Here is a 14236-nt window from a genome sequence, read left to right on the forward strand (position 1 = left end):
TGACCGATGCCAGGACATCCTCAGTTCCGGCTCGGTTGTGGAGAACCATACACGGGCAAGAGGTCGAGTCCAGCGCTGCGGCTCAGCTTGACGCCATTCAGGCGCCATCTGCAACTATAGTCTAACGCTCTCTTTCCTGGCCCATGCGAGGCGGCCAAACTTGCCATGGAAAAGCCGCGACGGATCGCTTATTTTATAGGCAGAACAATTCCTTGGCCTGATGGAAACCAAACCCAAAATGCAGCAGCCGCTCGTCGCCGTCTCAACCGACGTCCGCCAGTTCGACAACTACACCTGGCACGCCGCGCCCCAGCAATATCTGGAAGCGGCGGTGGCCGGCGCCGGCGTGTTCCCGCTGCTGGTGCCGTCCTTCGGCGACCGGCTCGACCTCGACGAATTGCTGTCGTCCGTCGACGGCGTCATGCTGACGGGTTCGAAATCCAACGTGCATCCCTCGCTTTATGACGGCGACCCGAGCGAAGCCAACGGTCCCTACGATCCGGCGCGCGATTCCACCACGCTGCCGCTGATCCGCAAGGCGCTTGAGCGCGGCGTGCCGCTGCTTGCCATCTGCCGCGGCATCCAGGAGCTGAATGTGGCGCTGGGCGGCACGCTGGGCACCGAGATCCAGGAGCGCGAAGGCTCGCTCGACCATCGCGCGCCGGTGAGCGACAATCAGGACGAGCGCTTCGCCATCCACCAGACGATCTCGATCAAGCCGGGCAGTTGCCTTGCAGGCGTGTTCGGCGCCGGCGACCTCAAGGTCAACTCGCTGCACCGGCAGGGGATCGACCGGCTCGGCTCGAAACTGCAAATCGAGGCTTTGGCCACCGACGGAACGATCGAAGCGGTTTCCGTCAAGGACGCCCGCGCCTTCGCGGTCGGCGTGCAGTGGCACCCCGAATACTGGGTGAAGTCGGACAGCAATTCCGCCAAGATTTTTCGTGCTTTCGGCGATGCCGTGCGGCTGCATGCGGCGGCCAAGGCAAGCGTGCGCGCCGCGGCGGAATAATCCGCTGCTCCCTGGAGCGGCTTGAGTTCAGTTGCTGCTGTCGTTGTTCAAAGCCAGAAGCGGCGCGGACGGCGCGTAGGATTCGTAGCCGTCGCCATCGGCAACGCCGAAGGTGACGATCGGATCGATGCCGTTCTCGCTGAAGGCGACCGAGCCGTCCGCCTGCTCGCGCCAGAATTTTGCCCGCTCGATGCCGGGCATCAGCTGGCGGCAATCCGTGGCGATCTTGAGCCGCGACAGGCCGTCCGAGACGGCGGCGCCCCGCTGCACGGCGCAGGCAGCCTCGTCGCCATTGGCCGTCAATCGATAGGTGCTGGAGGAGACGGCCTCGACAGCCGTGCTCGGACCCTGGCCGCCAGACAGGACATGCGCGCCCCCGAACAGCGCAACCGACACAACCAACCCGGCAACCAGCTTCACGCCGCTTCTCCACACTCGATCAAGTATGGAAAATGATTTCAAAGCGTTAAGCGGGAGTTAATGGGCCTGCGAAAGCATTAATAAGTGTGGCGAGCCCGGAACGGTTGAACGTCCTATGCTACCGAAAGCCCTTTCAGACCTCCCCTGAGACTGCTCTAGCCGCGCGCCTTGACGTTGATCGTCTCCGGCACGGGCGTCAGCGGCCGGCGCTCGGTGAACCAGGCAACGAGATTGTCGACGCAGAGATCAGCCATGGCGCGGCGGGTGTGGACCGACGCCGAGCCGACATGCGGCAGAAGCGAGGCATTGGCAGCGTCGAGCAGGGCCCGCGGCACGTTCGGTTCGTCGGCAAACACGTCGAGCCCGGCAGCGGCAATTGTGCCGCTCTCGAGGGCGGCGGCCAGTGCCGTCTCGTCCACCGCCGAGCCGCGGCCGATGTTGACGAAGACGCCGTTCGAACCCAGCGCCGACAGGATTTCGGCGTTGATCGCTTTCTGCGTGGAGGCGCCGCCCGGGGCAATGCAAATCAGCGTGTCGACGGCCTCCGCAAGGCCTTTCAACGTGGCATGATATTGGTAAGGCAGGTCTTCGACCTTGCGGCGATTGTGGTAAGCGATCGGCAGTCCGAAGGCTTCAAGGCGGCGGGCGACGGCGCGGCCGATACGGCCCATGCCGAAAATGCCGACGCTGCGGCCGCGCAAGGTAAGCCGGCTCAGGGGATAATTACCCTTCTTCACCCAGTCGCCGTCGCGCAGCCATTTCTCGGCGGCGTAGAGTTCGCGCACGGTGTTGATCAAAAGGCCGATGGCGGTGTCGGCGACCTCCTCGGTCAAGACGTCGGGCGTGTTGGTGACCATGACGCCGCACCTCGCCGCGTGATTGGCGTCGACCGAATCGTAGCCGACGCCGAAACTGGCGATGATCTCAAGGTTGGGCAGCGCGTCGATCATCGCCGCGTTGATGCCCGCATAGGAGGCGATGCCGCGCACGGTGGCGCGCATCTCTTCCGTGACCAGCCCAGGGTCGGCGCGTTCGATGCGCACAAGCTTGAACGCCTTGTCGATGCGGCCGACGGCATGGTCGTTGAAATCGCCCGGCACCAGAATGGCGACCGGCAATTTTCCTTCTGCACTGGTCATGCACGCTCCACCGGCTTGCCGGTCGACTGCCGCACATGCAGTTCCGGCTTGATCAGCTCCTGCGAGGGCCGCACCGCCTGCCCGTTCAGCTTGTCGAGCAAGGCGCTTGCGGCGCGGCGGCCGACCTCGCGCTGGCCATTCCAGACCGTAGTCAGGGCCGGCGTCGCGATCGCCGCCTCCTCGAGATCGTCATAGCCGGTGACCGAGATATCGACGCCGGGCACGAGGCCCGCCCGCGCGATGCCGTTCATCAGCCCGATCGCGACCAGATCGTTCCAGCAGCAGGCAGCCGTGGGCTTGTCCTTCAGCGCCAGAAACTGCCCCGCGGCTTCGAAACCCGCCTGCTTGGTGCGGGGCCCGGGAATGCGCCAGGACGGCTTCACCTCAAGGCCGGCCGCCTCCATGGCGTTGAGGTAGCCCTGGTAACGGTCGCGGCCGGTCGAGGTCTGGTCGGTGCCGCCGACCATGGCGATGCGCTTATGGCCGAGCGAGATCAGATGATTGGTGGCCAGCGCGGTGCCATAGGCATCGTCGCCGCGGAACACCGGCACGTCGGCACCGGCGACGCTGCGCGCGATCAGCACCGCCGGCAGGCCGTTTTCCTCAGCCATGATGATGTCCTCGGCCGGCGTGCCGATGGCCGGCGACATAATGACACCGTCGGCGCCGAGCTGCAGCAGCGTGTCGATGAAGGTGCGCTGCTTTTCGAGCTGGTCATAGTGGTTGGACAGGATGAAGGTCTGGCGGCTGCGGTCGAGCTCGCTTTCGATCGAGCGCAGGATCTCGGCGAAGAACGGGTTCATGATGTCGTGCACGACGACGCCGACGATGCCGGAGCGCGAGGTGCGCAGCGAGGCGGCGCGGCGGTTGTAGATATAGCCGATGGCGCGCGCGTGCTCCTTGATGCGTTCCCGCGTGGCGCCGGCCACCAGCGGGCTGTCGCGCAGCGCCAGCGATACCGTTGCCGTGGAGACGCCGAGCGCATCCGCGATTGTCGAAAGCTTGATCTTCTGTGCCAGTGCCCTTCGCTCCCCAGGGTCCTAGGATCTACATCTTTAAACTGTTTAAATCCGGCCTTATGCCATCGATCGGGAGCAAATCAAAGTTTTTTCGCCAGCGCCTCGGCCTCGGTGTCGAGCGAGGCGGAGTTGCGCACGCGAAGCCGGTGCTCGCGGTGAATGATGTAGAGGCCGCTGGCAACGATGATGGCGGCACCGAGCAACGTCCAGCGATCGGGGAACTGGTGGAAGATCAGCCAGCCGGAAATGATCATCCACACCATCTGCGAATAGGGGAAGGGCGCCAACTGCGTCGTGGTGGCCAGCCGATAGGCCCTGACCAGCAAATAATGGCCGCCGGCACCGAAGACGCCCAGCATCAGCACGACGAACCATTGAAAGCCGCCATGCGGCAGCGCGGGCGAGAAGGCAAGCATCGGAGCCAGCAGCACCGATGGCGCGAGCGCCGAGAACAATATCAGGCTCTCGGATGTTTCGGACGAAGACATGCGCCGCGTCATGATGACATAGAAGCTGTTAGACAGCATCGAGCCCAGCGCAAAGAGATGGCCGATGCCGAACACGCCGACGCCCGGCCGGGTGATGATCAGGACGCCGACAAAGCCGGTGAGAATCGCCAGCCAGCGCCGCCAGCCGGCCCATTCGCCGAGCAGCGGGCCGGCAAGGGCGGTTATGACCATCGGGCCGAAGAAATAGATCGACGTCGTCTCGGCCAGCTGCAGCGTCTTCAGCGCCAGGATGTTGAACATGGTCGAGCCGAAGAGCAGGCAGCCGCGCAATATATGCGCCGGCAGGTTTTTGGCGCGAAAACGCGCCGGCTCGCGCCAGCCGCGCAGGAAGACGCCGACGAGCAAGACGTGGACGGTGAAACGAGCCCAGGCGACGATCAGCACCGAGACGCCGGCCAGCACCAGGTATTGGCTGGAGGTGTCGAGAAAGGTGAAGCAGACATAGACGCAAAGCATCAAAAGCATCGCCGCGGGCGGCGTTGCGCTGTCGTCGTTGGTTTTGGGAATATTCAAGGTCGGGCCGAAGGAAGGATAGACGTCCCCTTCTGCGGCAATCGCCGCTGGCCGGCAAGCCAAAAGCGACTGGCCTAATAAGCGTCCGGTGCAGGCTTAGTCCGGTGCCGCCGGGAGCCGAGAGGCTCAACCCGGTTCAGCCATGCATGCGGGCGCCCTTGGTGATCTTGTCGACGAGCTTCTTCTCGCCACGCAGAGCGATGCCGACGATCTTGGCGTCGTCCGGCGCGAATTCGGCGAAGACAGCGCGATTGGCGGCATCATGGCCGGTCGAAAACATCTCCTCGACATAGGCGGACGCCGTCACGCCGCGCTCCAGCGCCCGGCGATGGATCGTGCTGAGCGCCGCCGCGTCGGCCGACAGGACGATGACCGGCTGGATGGACATCGGGTTGTAGAGGTTGCCGGCGCGGTCGCGATAGGGCTCGCCGATGATCTCGGGGAACTGCGCGACGATGCCGCTGGTGAGGAAGGCGGTGACGTTGAGCTTCTGCCAAACGGGCAGGGCGTCCCTCAGGACAATTGCAATTTTCGTATCGAACACCAAGATTGAGACTCCGGGATGGCCCGTGACGGGCGGAACAGGGCTATGGCGCAGGCTCTAGGCGCAGAGGCGAAGCAAGGTCTTGAACGTTCGTGCGCGGACGCGGCCAGCGGCGATCGCATCGTTTCGGCGCCCGGCGGGCTGGGCCTCGAACGCATCGAGGCGCGTTTCCATGGCAACGCCTTCGAGCCGCACCGGCACGACACCTATGCGATCGGCGTGACACTGCAGGGCGTGCAACGCTTCCATTATCGCGGCGCGCTGCAACACAGCCTGCCCGGCCAGGCGATCGTGCTGCACCCCGACGAATTGCATGACGGCGGCGCCGGGACGGAAGACGGGTTGCGCTACAGGATCCTTTATCTAGAGCCGTCCCTGCTGCTCGACTGCCTCGACGGCGAGCCGCTGCCTTTCGTGCGTGATGCGGTGGTCGACGATCCTCGCTTGCGCGACACGCTGCTGTCGGCGCTGGCGCCGCTGGACGAAGAGCTCGGCGACCTGTTCGTGGCGGATTTCGTCGCGCAGCTGGCGCAGCAGTTGAAACGTCACGCCGGAAAGCCGGCAAAGTTGACTGGCAAGACCGCATGGCGAGCCGCCGCGCTTGCCCGCGACTATCTTGCGGAGAACGCCGAACGGCCGGTGCGCTCGGGTGAGCTCGAGGCTATTACCGGCCTCGACCGCTATCAGTTGTCACGGCATTTTCGCGCGACCTATTCGACCAGCCCGCACCGCTTCCTGTTGATGCGCCGGCTGCAAAGAGCGCGGCGCATGATCGCCGAGGGCGAGCCGCTGGCGGAGATCGCCGCCGGCGCCGGCTTCAGCGACCAGAGCCATTTCAACCGGCATTTCAAGAAGGCGTTCGGCATGACGCCGGGTCGCTGGGCGGCGCTGGTGAGGCGCGACGCGTAGCGTCGTCGCTTAAGGGCGAGGCGTCCGGTGATGGCCTTCAGGCGCGACGCGCAGCGTCGTCGCCCTTTTCAGCTAAAATCCTTGGTCAGTGCGTGAAGCGACGATGCTGCGCATCGCGCTTTCGGAACAATGCCGACGTGGTGCGCGGAGCGATGACGCTGCGCGTCGCGCTTTAGGTGGATTGCGAACGCCGCGCGGTTGAGCGATGACGCTGCGCGTCACGCCTCATCCATCTCCGCGTCGTCGTCCATCAGGACCAGGTCTTCGTTCGACAAATTCGCCTCGATACGGGCGAGCAGCTTGAACAGCGCCTTCTGGTCCTTCTTGTCAAGACCCTTCAGCGCCTGCTTCTCGGTCTTCTTGACCGACTTCTCGATGGCGCGGATGGTTTCGCGTCCGGATTCGGTGAGGAAGATATGCGCCTGGCGGGCATCGGCGTTGGAGGCGCGCTTTTCCAGAAAACCCTGCGCCTGCAGCCGGTTGATGGTCTTGGTGATCGTCGGCGGGCGCACGCCGAGCTTGCCGGCGAGATTGCCAGGGGTCTGGCCGTCCTCGCGGTCGAGCGCCAGCATGATCTGGTCCTGGCCGGCATAGAAGCCATGCGCCAGAAGCCGTGCCGCGAGCGCCGTGCGCGCCAGCCTCGCCGCCGAATGCAGCCGGCTCATTGTCGCTGTCTTGTCCGCCTTGGCCATGGCCATTCCCTCTTCGGCCCAACCGGCGCGGCCAGCATAGAGGCTGTCTGACGGTTGGCAAATGACGATCTGTTAGAAACCGGCTTGCGGAACGCTTTGCCGGCAAGCATTGCGGTGCCCGCGCAGGTGATGCCAGATGTTTATTTCAGTTAGATGACAAACGACTTTTGAGCAGGCAGGATTCATAGCGGAAGCCGGCCAGGGCTATTTGGCGCTGCCATGGCTCCCTCGTTTGGCCGGCCTCGACCGCCGCCAATCCCTCCTCGCCGCCATCCCGCCCGGAGGGTCCGCCTGGCCCATCGGTTTGGCGCGTGCAAAAGCGCGACACCCATCCTATATGAGGCCGACAATCCAGATTTCGAGACCAAGATTTCGAGGCAAGCCATGAGCGATGCACAGACGCAAATCCCCGTAACCGTTCTCACCGGCTATCTCGGCGCGGGCAAGACGACGCTGCTCAACCGCATCCTGTCGGAGAACCACGGCAAGCGCTACGCCGTCATCGTCAACGAGTTCGGCGAGATCGGCATCGACAACGACCTGATCGTGGAATCCGACGAGGAAATCTACGAGATGAACAATGGCTGCGTGTGCTGCACGGTGCGCGGCGACCTGATCCGGGTCGTCGAAGGCCTGATGAAACGGCCCGGCCGCTTCGACGCCATCGTCGTAGAGACGACCGGCCTCGCCGACCCGGTGCCGGTGGCGCAGACCTTCTTCATGGACGACGACGTGCGCACCAAGACCAAGCTCGACGCGGTGGTGGCGCTGGTCGACGCCAAGCACCTGCCGCTGCGCTTGAAGGATTCCAAGGAAGCCGAGGACCAGATCGCCTTCGCCGATGTCGTGGTGCTGAACAAGACCGATCTCGTCACGCCGGAAGAGCTCGAAAAGGTCGAGGCGACGGTCCGCGCCATCAACCCGGCGGCAAAAATCCATCGCACGCAGCGGTCCGGGGTGGCGCTCGACGAAGTGCTCGACCGCGGCGCCTTCGACCTGTCGCGGGCGCTGGAGAACGATCCGCATTTCCTCGAGGCGCATGACCACGATCACGATCATCACGACCACGACCATCACGATCATGATGGGCACGATCATCATCACCATCATGACCATGCTTCCGACATCCATGACGTGACGGTGAAGTCGGTGTCGCTGCGCGGCGGCGAGATGGACCCGAAGAAATTCTTCCCATGGATCGAGAAGGTGACCCAGATGGAAGGGCCGAACATCCTGCGGCTGAAGGGCATCATCGCGCTCAAGGGCGACGAGGACCGCTACGTGCTGCAGGGCGTGCACATGATCCTCGAGGGTGACCACCAGCGCGCCTGGAAGGACGGCGAGAAGCACGAGAGCCGGCTGGTCTTCATCGGCCGCGACCTCGACGCCGAGCGGTTGCGCAAAAGTTTTGAAGCCTGCCAGGCGGCTTGATTTCCTGACCTTCAGGCGCTAGCGCTGCCCGTTCTTCCCTTCTCCCCTTGTGGGAGAAGGTGGCCTCGCGAAGCGAGGTCGGATGAGGGGTGCTCCAGCTTGGCGATGACGGCGATCCGTCCAACACCCCTCATTCGTCTTGGCGCTGCGCGCCAATCCACCTTCTCCCACAAGGGGAGAAGGCAAGGTCGCACCTAGCCGCACCGGCTTCATGCATAGAAGCCCGAATGGACCATTCGTATGCCCACAGTCGCCCCGCTTGATCTCGAAGGCCATTGCGTTGCCGCCGTCTTCCTCAACGACGTGCCGCATTTCGCTCTGGCTGACGGCGTGATCCATCGGTTGGAGAATGGGCAGAAGACGGTGCAGGCCAATGACGGCCTGCTTGCCGCCTTCCGTGACGCGGCCAACGACCGTCTGATCACGGGCGGCGAGGACGGCAAGGTGTTTGCCGTGAAGGCGGGCGGCGAGGTGAGCGAACTGGCGAGCGCCGGCAAAAAGTGGGTCACCAGCGTTGCCGCCGGACCGCAGGGCGCCATCGCCTACGCCTCCGGCAAGACCGCCTTCGTGCGTTTCGCCGACGGCAAGATCAAGGAATTCGCTCATCCGCGCTCGGTGGAAGGGCTTGCCTTCTCGCCCAAAGGCATGCGTTTTGCCGTCGCCCGTTACAATGGCGCGACCCTGCATTTCCCGGCGGCTGAGGGCAAGCCGGTGGAACTCGAATGGGCCGGCGCCCATACCGGCATCACCTTTTCACCGGACGGGGCTTTCCTGATCACCACCATGCAGGAGAACGCGCTGCATGGCTGGAAGCTTGCCGACGGCAAGCACATGCGCATGAGCGGCTATCCCGGCAAGGTGAAGAGCCTGTCCTGGAGCGTGAAGGGTAAATGGCTGGCGAGTTCCGGCGCGCCGGCTGCGATTGTGTGGCCGTTCGCCAGCAAAGACGGACCCATGGGCAAGGCGCCGCTGGAGCTCGGCACGCGCGGCAACACGATGGTGACCTGCGTCGCCTGCCATCCGAGCCAGGACGTGGTGGCCATCGGCTATGAGGACGGCATGGTGATCGCGGCCCGCTTTGCCGATGCCAAGGAAGTGCTGCTGCGCCGCCCCGGCAAGGGTGCCATCACCGCGATGATGTGGGACAAGGAAGAGCGCCGCATCGTGTTCGGAAGCGCTGCCGGCGATTGCGGCGTGATTGACATCACTGCGTAGGCAGTAGGGGATTAGGCAGTAGGGCTTAAGGACGACGACACCTACCTCCTGCCTATGCCATCGCGGTTTGATCATTCCGCGCCGCAGGACACATCGCCCTTGAACTCGACGGGATCGCTGCTCACGCCGGCCGTGCCGTCATAGATCGCGAGGGTGTAGCGCCCGTTATAGGTGCTTTCGTCGCTGGCCTTAGTCAGGATCGTCAGCTCCACCGAGCGGTAGGTGTCCTCGGCTTCGTGCTCGCGATAGACGAGCAGCCGCAATTCCTCGCCGTCGAGCCAATATTGCGCCAAGTTCTGATCCTCGAACACCATCTTGCGCAGGCTGTCGGCGGCGGGACGGCCCTTGATTTCCAGGTCGCCGCGGAAATTGAAGGTCGGCCCGCCGAGGCCACGAGTCACGCCGGCGTCGAGCTGGAAGGCGACCTTGGCGTCATCGACCGAGCACCAAAGGGCGCCGGAGGCGAAACCGCCATTCACTGACGCAAGAAGCACTGCCCCGCAAAGAACTGTCCGCATTTCCCCCTCCTCCATGCCTGCCCGCAATGAGGCCCCGACAGTCGCGCCGGGTCAAGAGCGCTGAGCCAACGCCCACCCCCACCACGGCCAATTGCAGTTTTGCCAAGCCATGGGCAGAGTGCCGCGCGAAACACAGGGGTTTTCATGCAGGCATCGGATTCACGGACTTCCATCGGCGGCATCGACATCGCCCGCATTGCCGAGTTGCGAGAGGCGGAGGCGGCCGCTTTCCGCAAGGCGCGGCCGAACTCCGAGGCGAAACTCGGCAATGGCATCGCCGGCTTCCTGGGCGGCGTGCCAATGCATTGGATGACCGACTGGCCGACGCCATTCCCGATCCTCGTCGACGGCGCGAAGGGCGCCACGATCACCGACATCGACGGCAACAGGCTCGACGATTTCTGCCTGGGCGACACCGGCTCGATGCTCGGCCATTCGCCGCCGGCGGTCGCGCGCGCGATCCGCCGGCAGGCCGCTCGGGGCCTGACCTACATGCTGCCCAGCGAGGACGCGCTGACGATCGGGACGCTCCTGCAACAGCGCTTTGGCCTCCCCTACTGGCAGATCGCCACCACCGCCAGCGACGCCAACCGCTTCGCGCTGCGCGTCGCCCGCGCGGTGACGGGGCGCGAGAAGATCCTGGTCTTCAACGGCTGCTATCACGGCTCGGTCGACGAGACGATGGTGCGGCTGATCGGCGGCAAGCCGGTGAATCGGCCCGGATTGGCCGGCGAATTCCGTGACCTGACGCGCGCAACGAAGATCGTCGAGTTCAACGACGTCCCTGCCTTGGAAGCAGCGCTTGCGGACCGCGACGTCGCCTGCGTCATCACCGAGCCGGTGCTGACCAATTCCTGCATGGTGCTACCGGATCCAGGCTTCCACGACGCGCTGCGGCGCCTGACGCGGGCAGCCGGCACGCTGCTCCTGATCGACGAGACTCACACGATCTCCACCGGTCCCGGCGGCTATACGAAGAAGCACGGGCTGGAACCGGACCTGTTCGTGCTCGGCAAGCCGGTGGCCGGCGGCGTGCCGGCCAGCATCTGGGGCATGAGCGAGGAGGTCGCCACCCACTACGGCGCCTATAACCGCACCAAGGAGCCCGGCTATTCCGGCATGGGCACGACACTGTCGGCCAACCCGCTGCAATTCGCGGCGATGCGCGCGACGCTGGAAGAGGTCATGACGGAGGAGGCTTACTTGCATATGGACCGGCTGGCGCGCCGGCTCGATGCGGGGCTTACCGCCGTCATCCAGCGCAACAAGCTACCCTGGCATGTCGCGCGAGTCGGCGCGCGCGTCGAGTTCATCTGCGCGCCCGGGCCGCTTCACAATGGCGGCGAGGCCGAGAAGGCGCACGCGCCGGAGCTCGAAGCCGCCATCCATGTCGCGCTGGTCAATCGCGGCGTGCTGATCGCGCCGTTCCACAACATGATGCTGATATCGCCGGTGACAACTTCCGCGCAGGTGAGCCGGCTGATCGCCGCCTTCGCCGCGGTTGCGGCCCGGCTTACGGCGTGAGACAAGCGGCCATGGACAATCCGAACGCCGTTACCACGTCTCCTTCCGGCTCGACGCCCGCCGAGGCGAAGGCCTTTCTCGCCGCGCATCCGGAGATCGAGGCGTTCGACATCGTGCTCACCGACGCCAACGGCATCGGCCGCGGCAAGATCGTACGCCGGCACGAGCTGGTGGGCATTTTCGAGAACGGCCGGCATCTGCCGATCTCGATCCTCGGCCTCGACATCACCGGCGAGGACGTCCACGAGACCGGGCTGGTGTGGGACACCGGCGACGGCGACCTCAGGGCATGGCCGATCCCGGGCACGCTGGCGCCGCTCTACGGCACCAATCCGGCGCGCGGCCAGGTGCTGATGTCGATGTACCATCTCGATGGTCAGCCGATGACCTCCGATCCGCGCCTGGTGCTGGCAAGGCAGGTGGAGCTGCTTGCGGCGCGCGGCCTGCATCCGGCCGGCGCCTTCGAGCTGGAATTTTTCCTGCTGTCCAATGACCGCGACGCAGATGGCAAGGTGCAGCCCGCCCGCGCGGTGCTCGACGGCCGCCGTTCGGCGAAGACCGAAGTCTATTCGGTCGACCATCTGCACGGCATGGAACCGCTGTTTTCCGACATCTACGCCGCTGCCAAGGCGCAAGGCATTCCGGCCGAGACCGTCATTTCCGAATACGCGCCCGGCCAGTACGAGCTGACGCTGAACTACCGCAAGGACGTGATGCGCGCGGCTGACGACCTCGTCATGCTGAAGCGGCTTGTGCGGGCGCAGGCGCGCCGACACGGCGTCACCGCCTGTTTCATGGCCAAGCCTATCGAGGCCTATGCCGGTTCGGGCATGCATTTCCACGTCTCGCTGCAGGACGATGCCGGCAAAAACGTCTTCACCGAGGCTGCCGGGGAGAAATGGTCGCCGAAGCTGCTCAACGCGCTTGGCGGGTTGATCCATACCATGGCGGAATCGATGCTGGTGTTTGCGCCGCACGCCAATTCCTGGCGTCGCTTCGTCTCGCAATCCTACGCGCCCGTGGCCCCAACCTGGGGCGTCAACAACCGCTCGGTGGCGCTGCGCGTGCCGGCGGGCGACGCCAGGAACCGCCGCATCGAGCATAGGCCGTCGGGCGTCGACGCCAATCCCTATCTGGTGGCGGCGACGGTGCTGGCCGGCATCGTCAAAGGGCTCGACGAAGGGCTGGAGCCAGGGCCGGAGACCACTGGGAACGGTTACGAGCAGGCGAGCGAAAGGTCGACCATGCCGGCCGACTGGCGCGCCGCGATCGAGGCGGCCAGGGGATCCGATTTCCTGAAATCGGCGCTCGGTCCCGACCTGCACCGGACCTTTGTGGCGATCAAGCAGGCTGAATATCTGTGCGTCGCGCGCACGGTCAGCGAATTGGACTACCACCTTTATCTGCACGAGGTGTAAGGCGGACCGACAAGCGCGCGGCGATCACGTTTTGCCGCGGACAATCAAAAGTTATAGCCAATTGCATTTCTGGAACATATCATGAACAAATGGCTGTGCTTTCCGTCCGCGAGAAACTGGCGATCCTGTCCGATGCCGCCAAATACGATGCTTCCTGCGCCTCCTCAGGGTCGGCAAAACGCGACTCGCTGACATCGGGCGGCATCGGCTCGACGGAGGGTTCCGGCATCTGCCATTCCTACGCGCCGGATGGGCGCTGCATCTCGCTCTTGAAAATCCTGCTCACCAATTTCTGCATCTATGACTGCAGCTATTGCATCAACCGCTCGTCCTCGAATGTGCGGCGCGCCCGCTTCAGCGTCGATGAGGTGGTGAAGCTCGCCATGGATTTCTATCGCCGCAACTATATCGAGGGACTGTTCCTGTCGTCTGGCGTCATCCGCTCGCCCGACGAGACGATGGGCGAGATGGTCGAGGTGGCGCGCAGGCTCAGGATCGAGGAAAAATTTGGCGGCTATATTCATCTGAAAACCATTCCCGAAGCGTCGGCCGAGCTGATCGAGAAGGCCGGCCTCTATGCCGACCGGCTGTCGATCAATGTCGAGCTGCCGACCGATGAGGGCGTGAAGAAACTGGCGCCGGAAAAGAAGCCGGAAACGATCCGGCTCTCGATGGCCAAGCTGCGCCGTAAGATCGAGGAGAAGGCCGACCCGACAATGCAGAGCCGCAGGCGCGAGCGTTTCGCGCCGGGCGGCCAGTCGACGCAGATGATCGTCGGCGCTGACAAGACGTCCGACGACGGCATCCTGCGCGCCAGCGCCCGGCTCTATGGCAGCTATCACCTGCGCCGCGTCTACTACTCCGCGTTCAGCCCGATCCCGGATTCCTCGTCATCGCTGCCGCTGCAGAAGCCGCCGCTGATGCGCGAGCACCGGCTCTACCAAGCGGACTGGCTGATGCGTTTCTACGGTTTCTCGCAGCCGGAAATCCTGGCTGGCAGCAATGACGGGATGCTCGACCTTGCCATCGATCCCAAGCTGGCCTGGGCGCTGCGCAACCGAGGCCGGTTTCCGGTCGACGTCAACCGCGCCGAGCGTGAAGCGCTGCTGCGCGTTCCCGGGCTCGGCACCAGGGTCATCGACCGGATCATCGAGACACGCCGCCACCGCCGGCTGCGGCTGGAGGATGTCGGACGGCTCTGCCATTCGGTCGCCAAGGTGCGGCCCTTCATCGTCGCGGAAGGCTGGTCGCCGGGCGCGCTGACCGACAAGGCCGGCTTGCGCCAGGCGATCACCCGCTCCTGCGAGCAGCTTTCCTTGTTCTGACTATGACAAGAACCCAGCTCAACCTCGCCGCTCATGTCGTCCGGCTCG

At 64.6% G+C, this 14236-nt stretch carries 14 protein-coding genes; 7 read left to right on the top strand and 7 right to left on the bottom strand.

What is annotated here, in order from left to right; all coding sequences use genetic code 11:
- Positions 1–238 precede the first annotated feature (238 nt).
- A complete protein-coding gene (locus tag EN852_RS26250) occupies positions 239–1012 on the top strand; it encodes a gamma-glutamyl-gamma-aminobutyrate hydrolase family protein (RefSeq protein WP_127878474.1) in 774 nt (257 codons plus the stop codon).
- A 27-nt stretch (positions 1013–1039) separates the two neighbouring features.
- Here the strand turns inward: EN852_RS26250 and EN852_RS26255 are convergent, their stop codons facing one another.
- The 5 genes from EN852_RS26255 to EN852_RS26275 form a co-directional block, all read right to left on the bottom strand.
- Positions 1040–1432, bottom strand: coding sequence for a hypothetical protein (locus EN852_RS26255; protein WP_127878476.1), 393 nt, complete (start codon positions 1430–1432; stop codon positions 1040–1042).
- 155 nt (positions 1433–1587) lie between these two features.
- Positions 1588–2571 (bottom strand): 2-hydroxyacid dehydrogenase, encoded by a 984-nt coding sequence (locus tag EN852_RS26260; protein WP_127878478.1) that lies wholly within the window; start codon positions 2569–2571, stop codon positions 1588–1590.
- Entirely contained in the window at positions 2568–3590 is a 1023-nt protein-coding gene (locus EN852_RS26265) for a LacI family DNA-binding transcriptional regulator (RefSeq protein ID WP_042645188.1), read from the bottom strand. Before EN852_RS26265 ends, EN852_RS26260 begins: the two co-directional genes overlap by 4 nt.
- Before the next feature lie 80 nt (positions 3591–3670).
- Positions 3671–4555, bottom strand: a complete 885-nt coding sequence (locus EN852_RS26270) for a DMT family transporter (RefSeq protein WP_189546188.1) — start codon at positions 4553–4555, stop codon at positions 3671–3673.
- A 193-nt stretch (positions 4556–4748) separates the two neighbouring features.
- On the bottom strand, positions 4749–5156 hold the full coding sequence (locus EN852_RS26275) for a DUF2000 family protein (RefSeq protein ID WP_127878482.1): 408 nt from the start codon (positions 5154–5156) through the stop codon (positions 4749–4751).
- 45 nt (positions 5157–5201) lie between these two features.
- Between EN852_RS26275 and EN852_RS26280 the strand changes: the two genes are divergently transcribed.
- Entirely contained in the window at positions 5202–6065 is an 864-nt protein-coding gene (locus EN852_RS26280) for an AraC family transcriptional regulator (RefSeq protein ID WP_127878484.1), read from the top strand.
- A gap of 218 nt (positions 6066–6283) precedes the next feature.
- Here the strand turns inward: EN852_RS26280 and EN852_RS26285 are convergent, their stop codons facing one another.
- Positions 6284–6757 (bottom strand): MarR family transcriptional regulator, encoded by a 474-nt coding sequence (locus tag EN852_RS26285; protein WP_112128317.1) that lies wholly within the window; start codon positions 6755–6757, stop codon positions 6284–6286.
- 384 nt (positions 6758–7141) lie between these two features.
- Between EN852_RS26285 and EN852_RS26290 the strand changes: the two genes are divergently transcribed.
- Both EN852_RS26290 and EN852_RS26295 read left to right on the top strand, forming a co-directional pair.
- The gene (locus EN852_RS26290; protein WP_127878486.1) at positions 7142–8188 is read left to right on the top strand and encodes a GTP-binding protein; all 1047 of its coding nucleotides are present in this window, start codon (positions 7142–7144) and stop codon (positions 8186–8188) included.
- Positions 8189–8428: 240 nt separating this feature from the next.
- A complete protein-coding gene (locus EN852_RS26295; RefSeq protein ID WP_127878488.1) occupies positions 8429–9403 on the top strand; it encodes a WD40 repeat domain-containing protein in 975 nt (324 codons plus the stop codon).
- Between the two features lie 71 nt (positions 9404–9474).
- On the opposite strand, the gene EN852_RS26300 is transcribed toward EN852_RS26295, so the two are convergent.
- Positions 9475–9921: a hypothetical protein gene (locus tag EN852_RS26300; RefSeq protein WP_127878490.1), complete on the bottom strand. Its 447-nt coding sequence runs from the start codon at positions 9919–9921 to the stop codon at positions 9475–9477.
- A 144-nt stretch (positions 9922–10065) separates the two neighbouring features.
- On the opposite strand from EN852_RS26300, the gene EN852_RS26305 reads away from it, so the two are divergent.
- The 3 genes from EN852_RS26305 (at position 10066) to EN852_RS26315 (ending at position 14188) form a co-directional block, all read left to right on the top strand.
- A complete protein-coding gene (locus tag EN852_RS26305; RefSeq protein ID WP_127878492.1) occupies positions 10066–11445 on the top strand; it encodes an aspartate aminotransferase family protein in 1380 nt (459 codons plus the stop codon).
- Positions 11446–11456: 11 nt separating this feature from the next.
- Positions 11457–12863 (top strand): glutamine synthetase family protein, encoded by a 1407-nt coding sequence (locus tag EN852_RS26310; RefSeq protein WP_127878494.1) that lies wholly within the window; start codon positions 11457–11459, stop codon positions 12861–12863.
- An 89-nt stretch (positions 12864–12952) separates the two neighbouring features.
- A complete protein-coding gene (locus EN852_RS26315) occupies positions 12953–14188 on the top strand; it encodes a putative DNA modification/repair radical SAM protein (RefSeq protein WP_127878496.1) in 1236 nt (411 codons plus the stop codon).
- The last annotated feature ends 48 nt before the right edge of the window (positions 14189–14236 follow it).

The sequence above is a fragment of the Mesorhizobium sp. M2E.F.Ca.ET.209.01.1.1 genome, from assembly GCF_004010375.2.
Lineage (GTDB): Bacteria > Pseudomonadota > Alphaproteobacteria > Rhizobiales > Rhizobiaceae > Mesorhizobium.

Excerpts from the sequence above, each read along its gene's own strand:
- EN852_RS26285 (WP_112128317.1), bottom strand. The coding sequence starts at position 6,757 with ATGGCCAAGGCGGACAAGACAGCGACAATGAGCCGGCTGCATTCGGCG.
- EN852_RS26290 (WP_127878486.1), top strand. The coding sequence starts at position 7,142 with ATGAGCGATGCACAGACGCAAATCCCCGTAACCGTTCTCACCGGCTAT.
- EN852_RS26315 (WP_127878496.1), top strand. The coding sequence starts at position 12,953 with ATGGCTGTGCTTTCCGTCCGCGAGAAACTGGCGATCCTGTCCGATGCC.
- EN852_RS26270 (WP_189546188.1), bottom strand. The coding sequence starts at position 4,555 with ATGCTTTGCGTCTATGTCTGCTTCACCTTTCTCGACACCTCCAGCCAA.
- EN852_RS26300 (WP_127878490.1), bottom strand. The coding sequence starts at position 9,921 with ATGCGGACAGTTCTTTGCGGGGCAGTGCTTCTTGCGTCAGTGAATGGC.
- EN852_RS26310 (WP_127878494.1), top strand. The coding sequence starts at position 11,457 with ATGGACAATCCGAACGCCGTTACCACGTCTCCTTCCGGCTCGACGCCC.
- EN852_RS26260 (WP_127878478.1), bottom strand. The coding sequence starts at position 2,571 with ATGACCAGTGCAGAAGGAAAATTGCCGGTCGCCATTCTGGTGCCGGGC.
- EN852_RS26295 (WP_127878488.1), top strand. The coding sequence starts at position 8,429 with ATGCCCACAGTCGCCCCGCTTGATCTCGAAGGCCATTGCGTTGCCGCC.
- EN852_RS26280 (WP_127878484.1), top strand. The coding sequence starts at position 5,202 with ATGGCGCAGGCTCTAGGCGCAGAGGCGAAGCAAGGTCTTGAACGTTCG.
- EN852_RS26250 (WP_127878474.1), top strand. The coding sequence starts at position 239 with ATGCAGCAGCCGCTCGTCGCCGTCTCAACCGACGTCCGCCAGTTCGAC.
- EN852_RS26305 (WP_127878492.1), top strand. The coding sequence starts at position 10,066 with ATGCAGGCATCGGATTCACGGACTTCCATCGGCGGCATCGACATCGCC.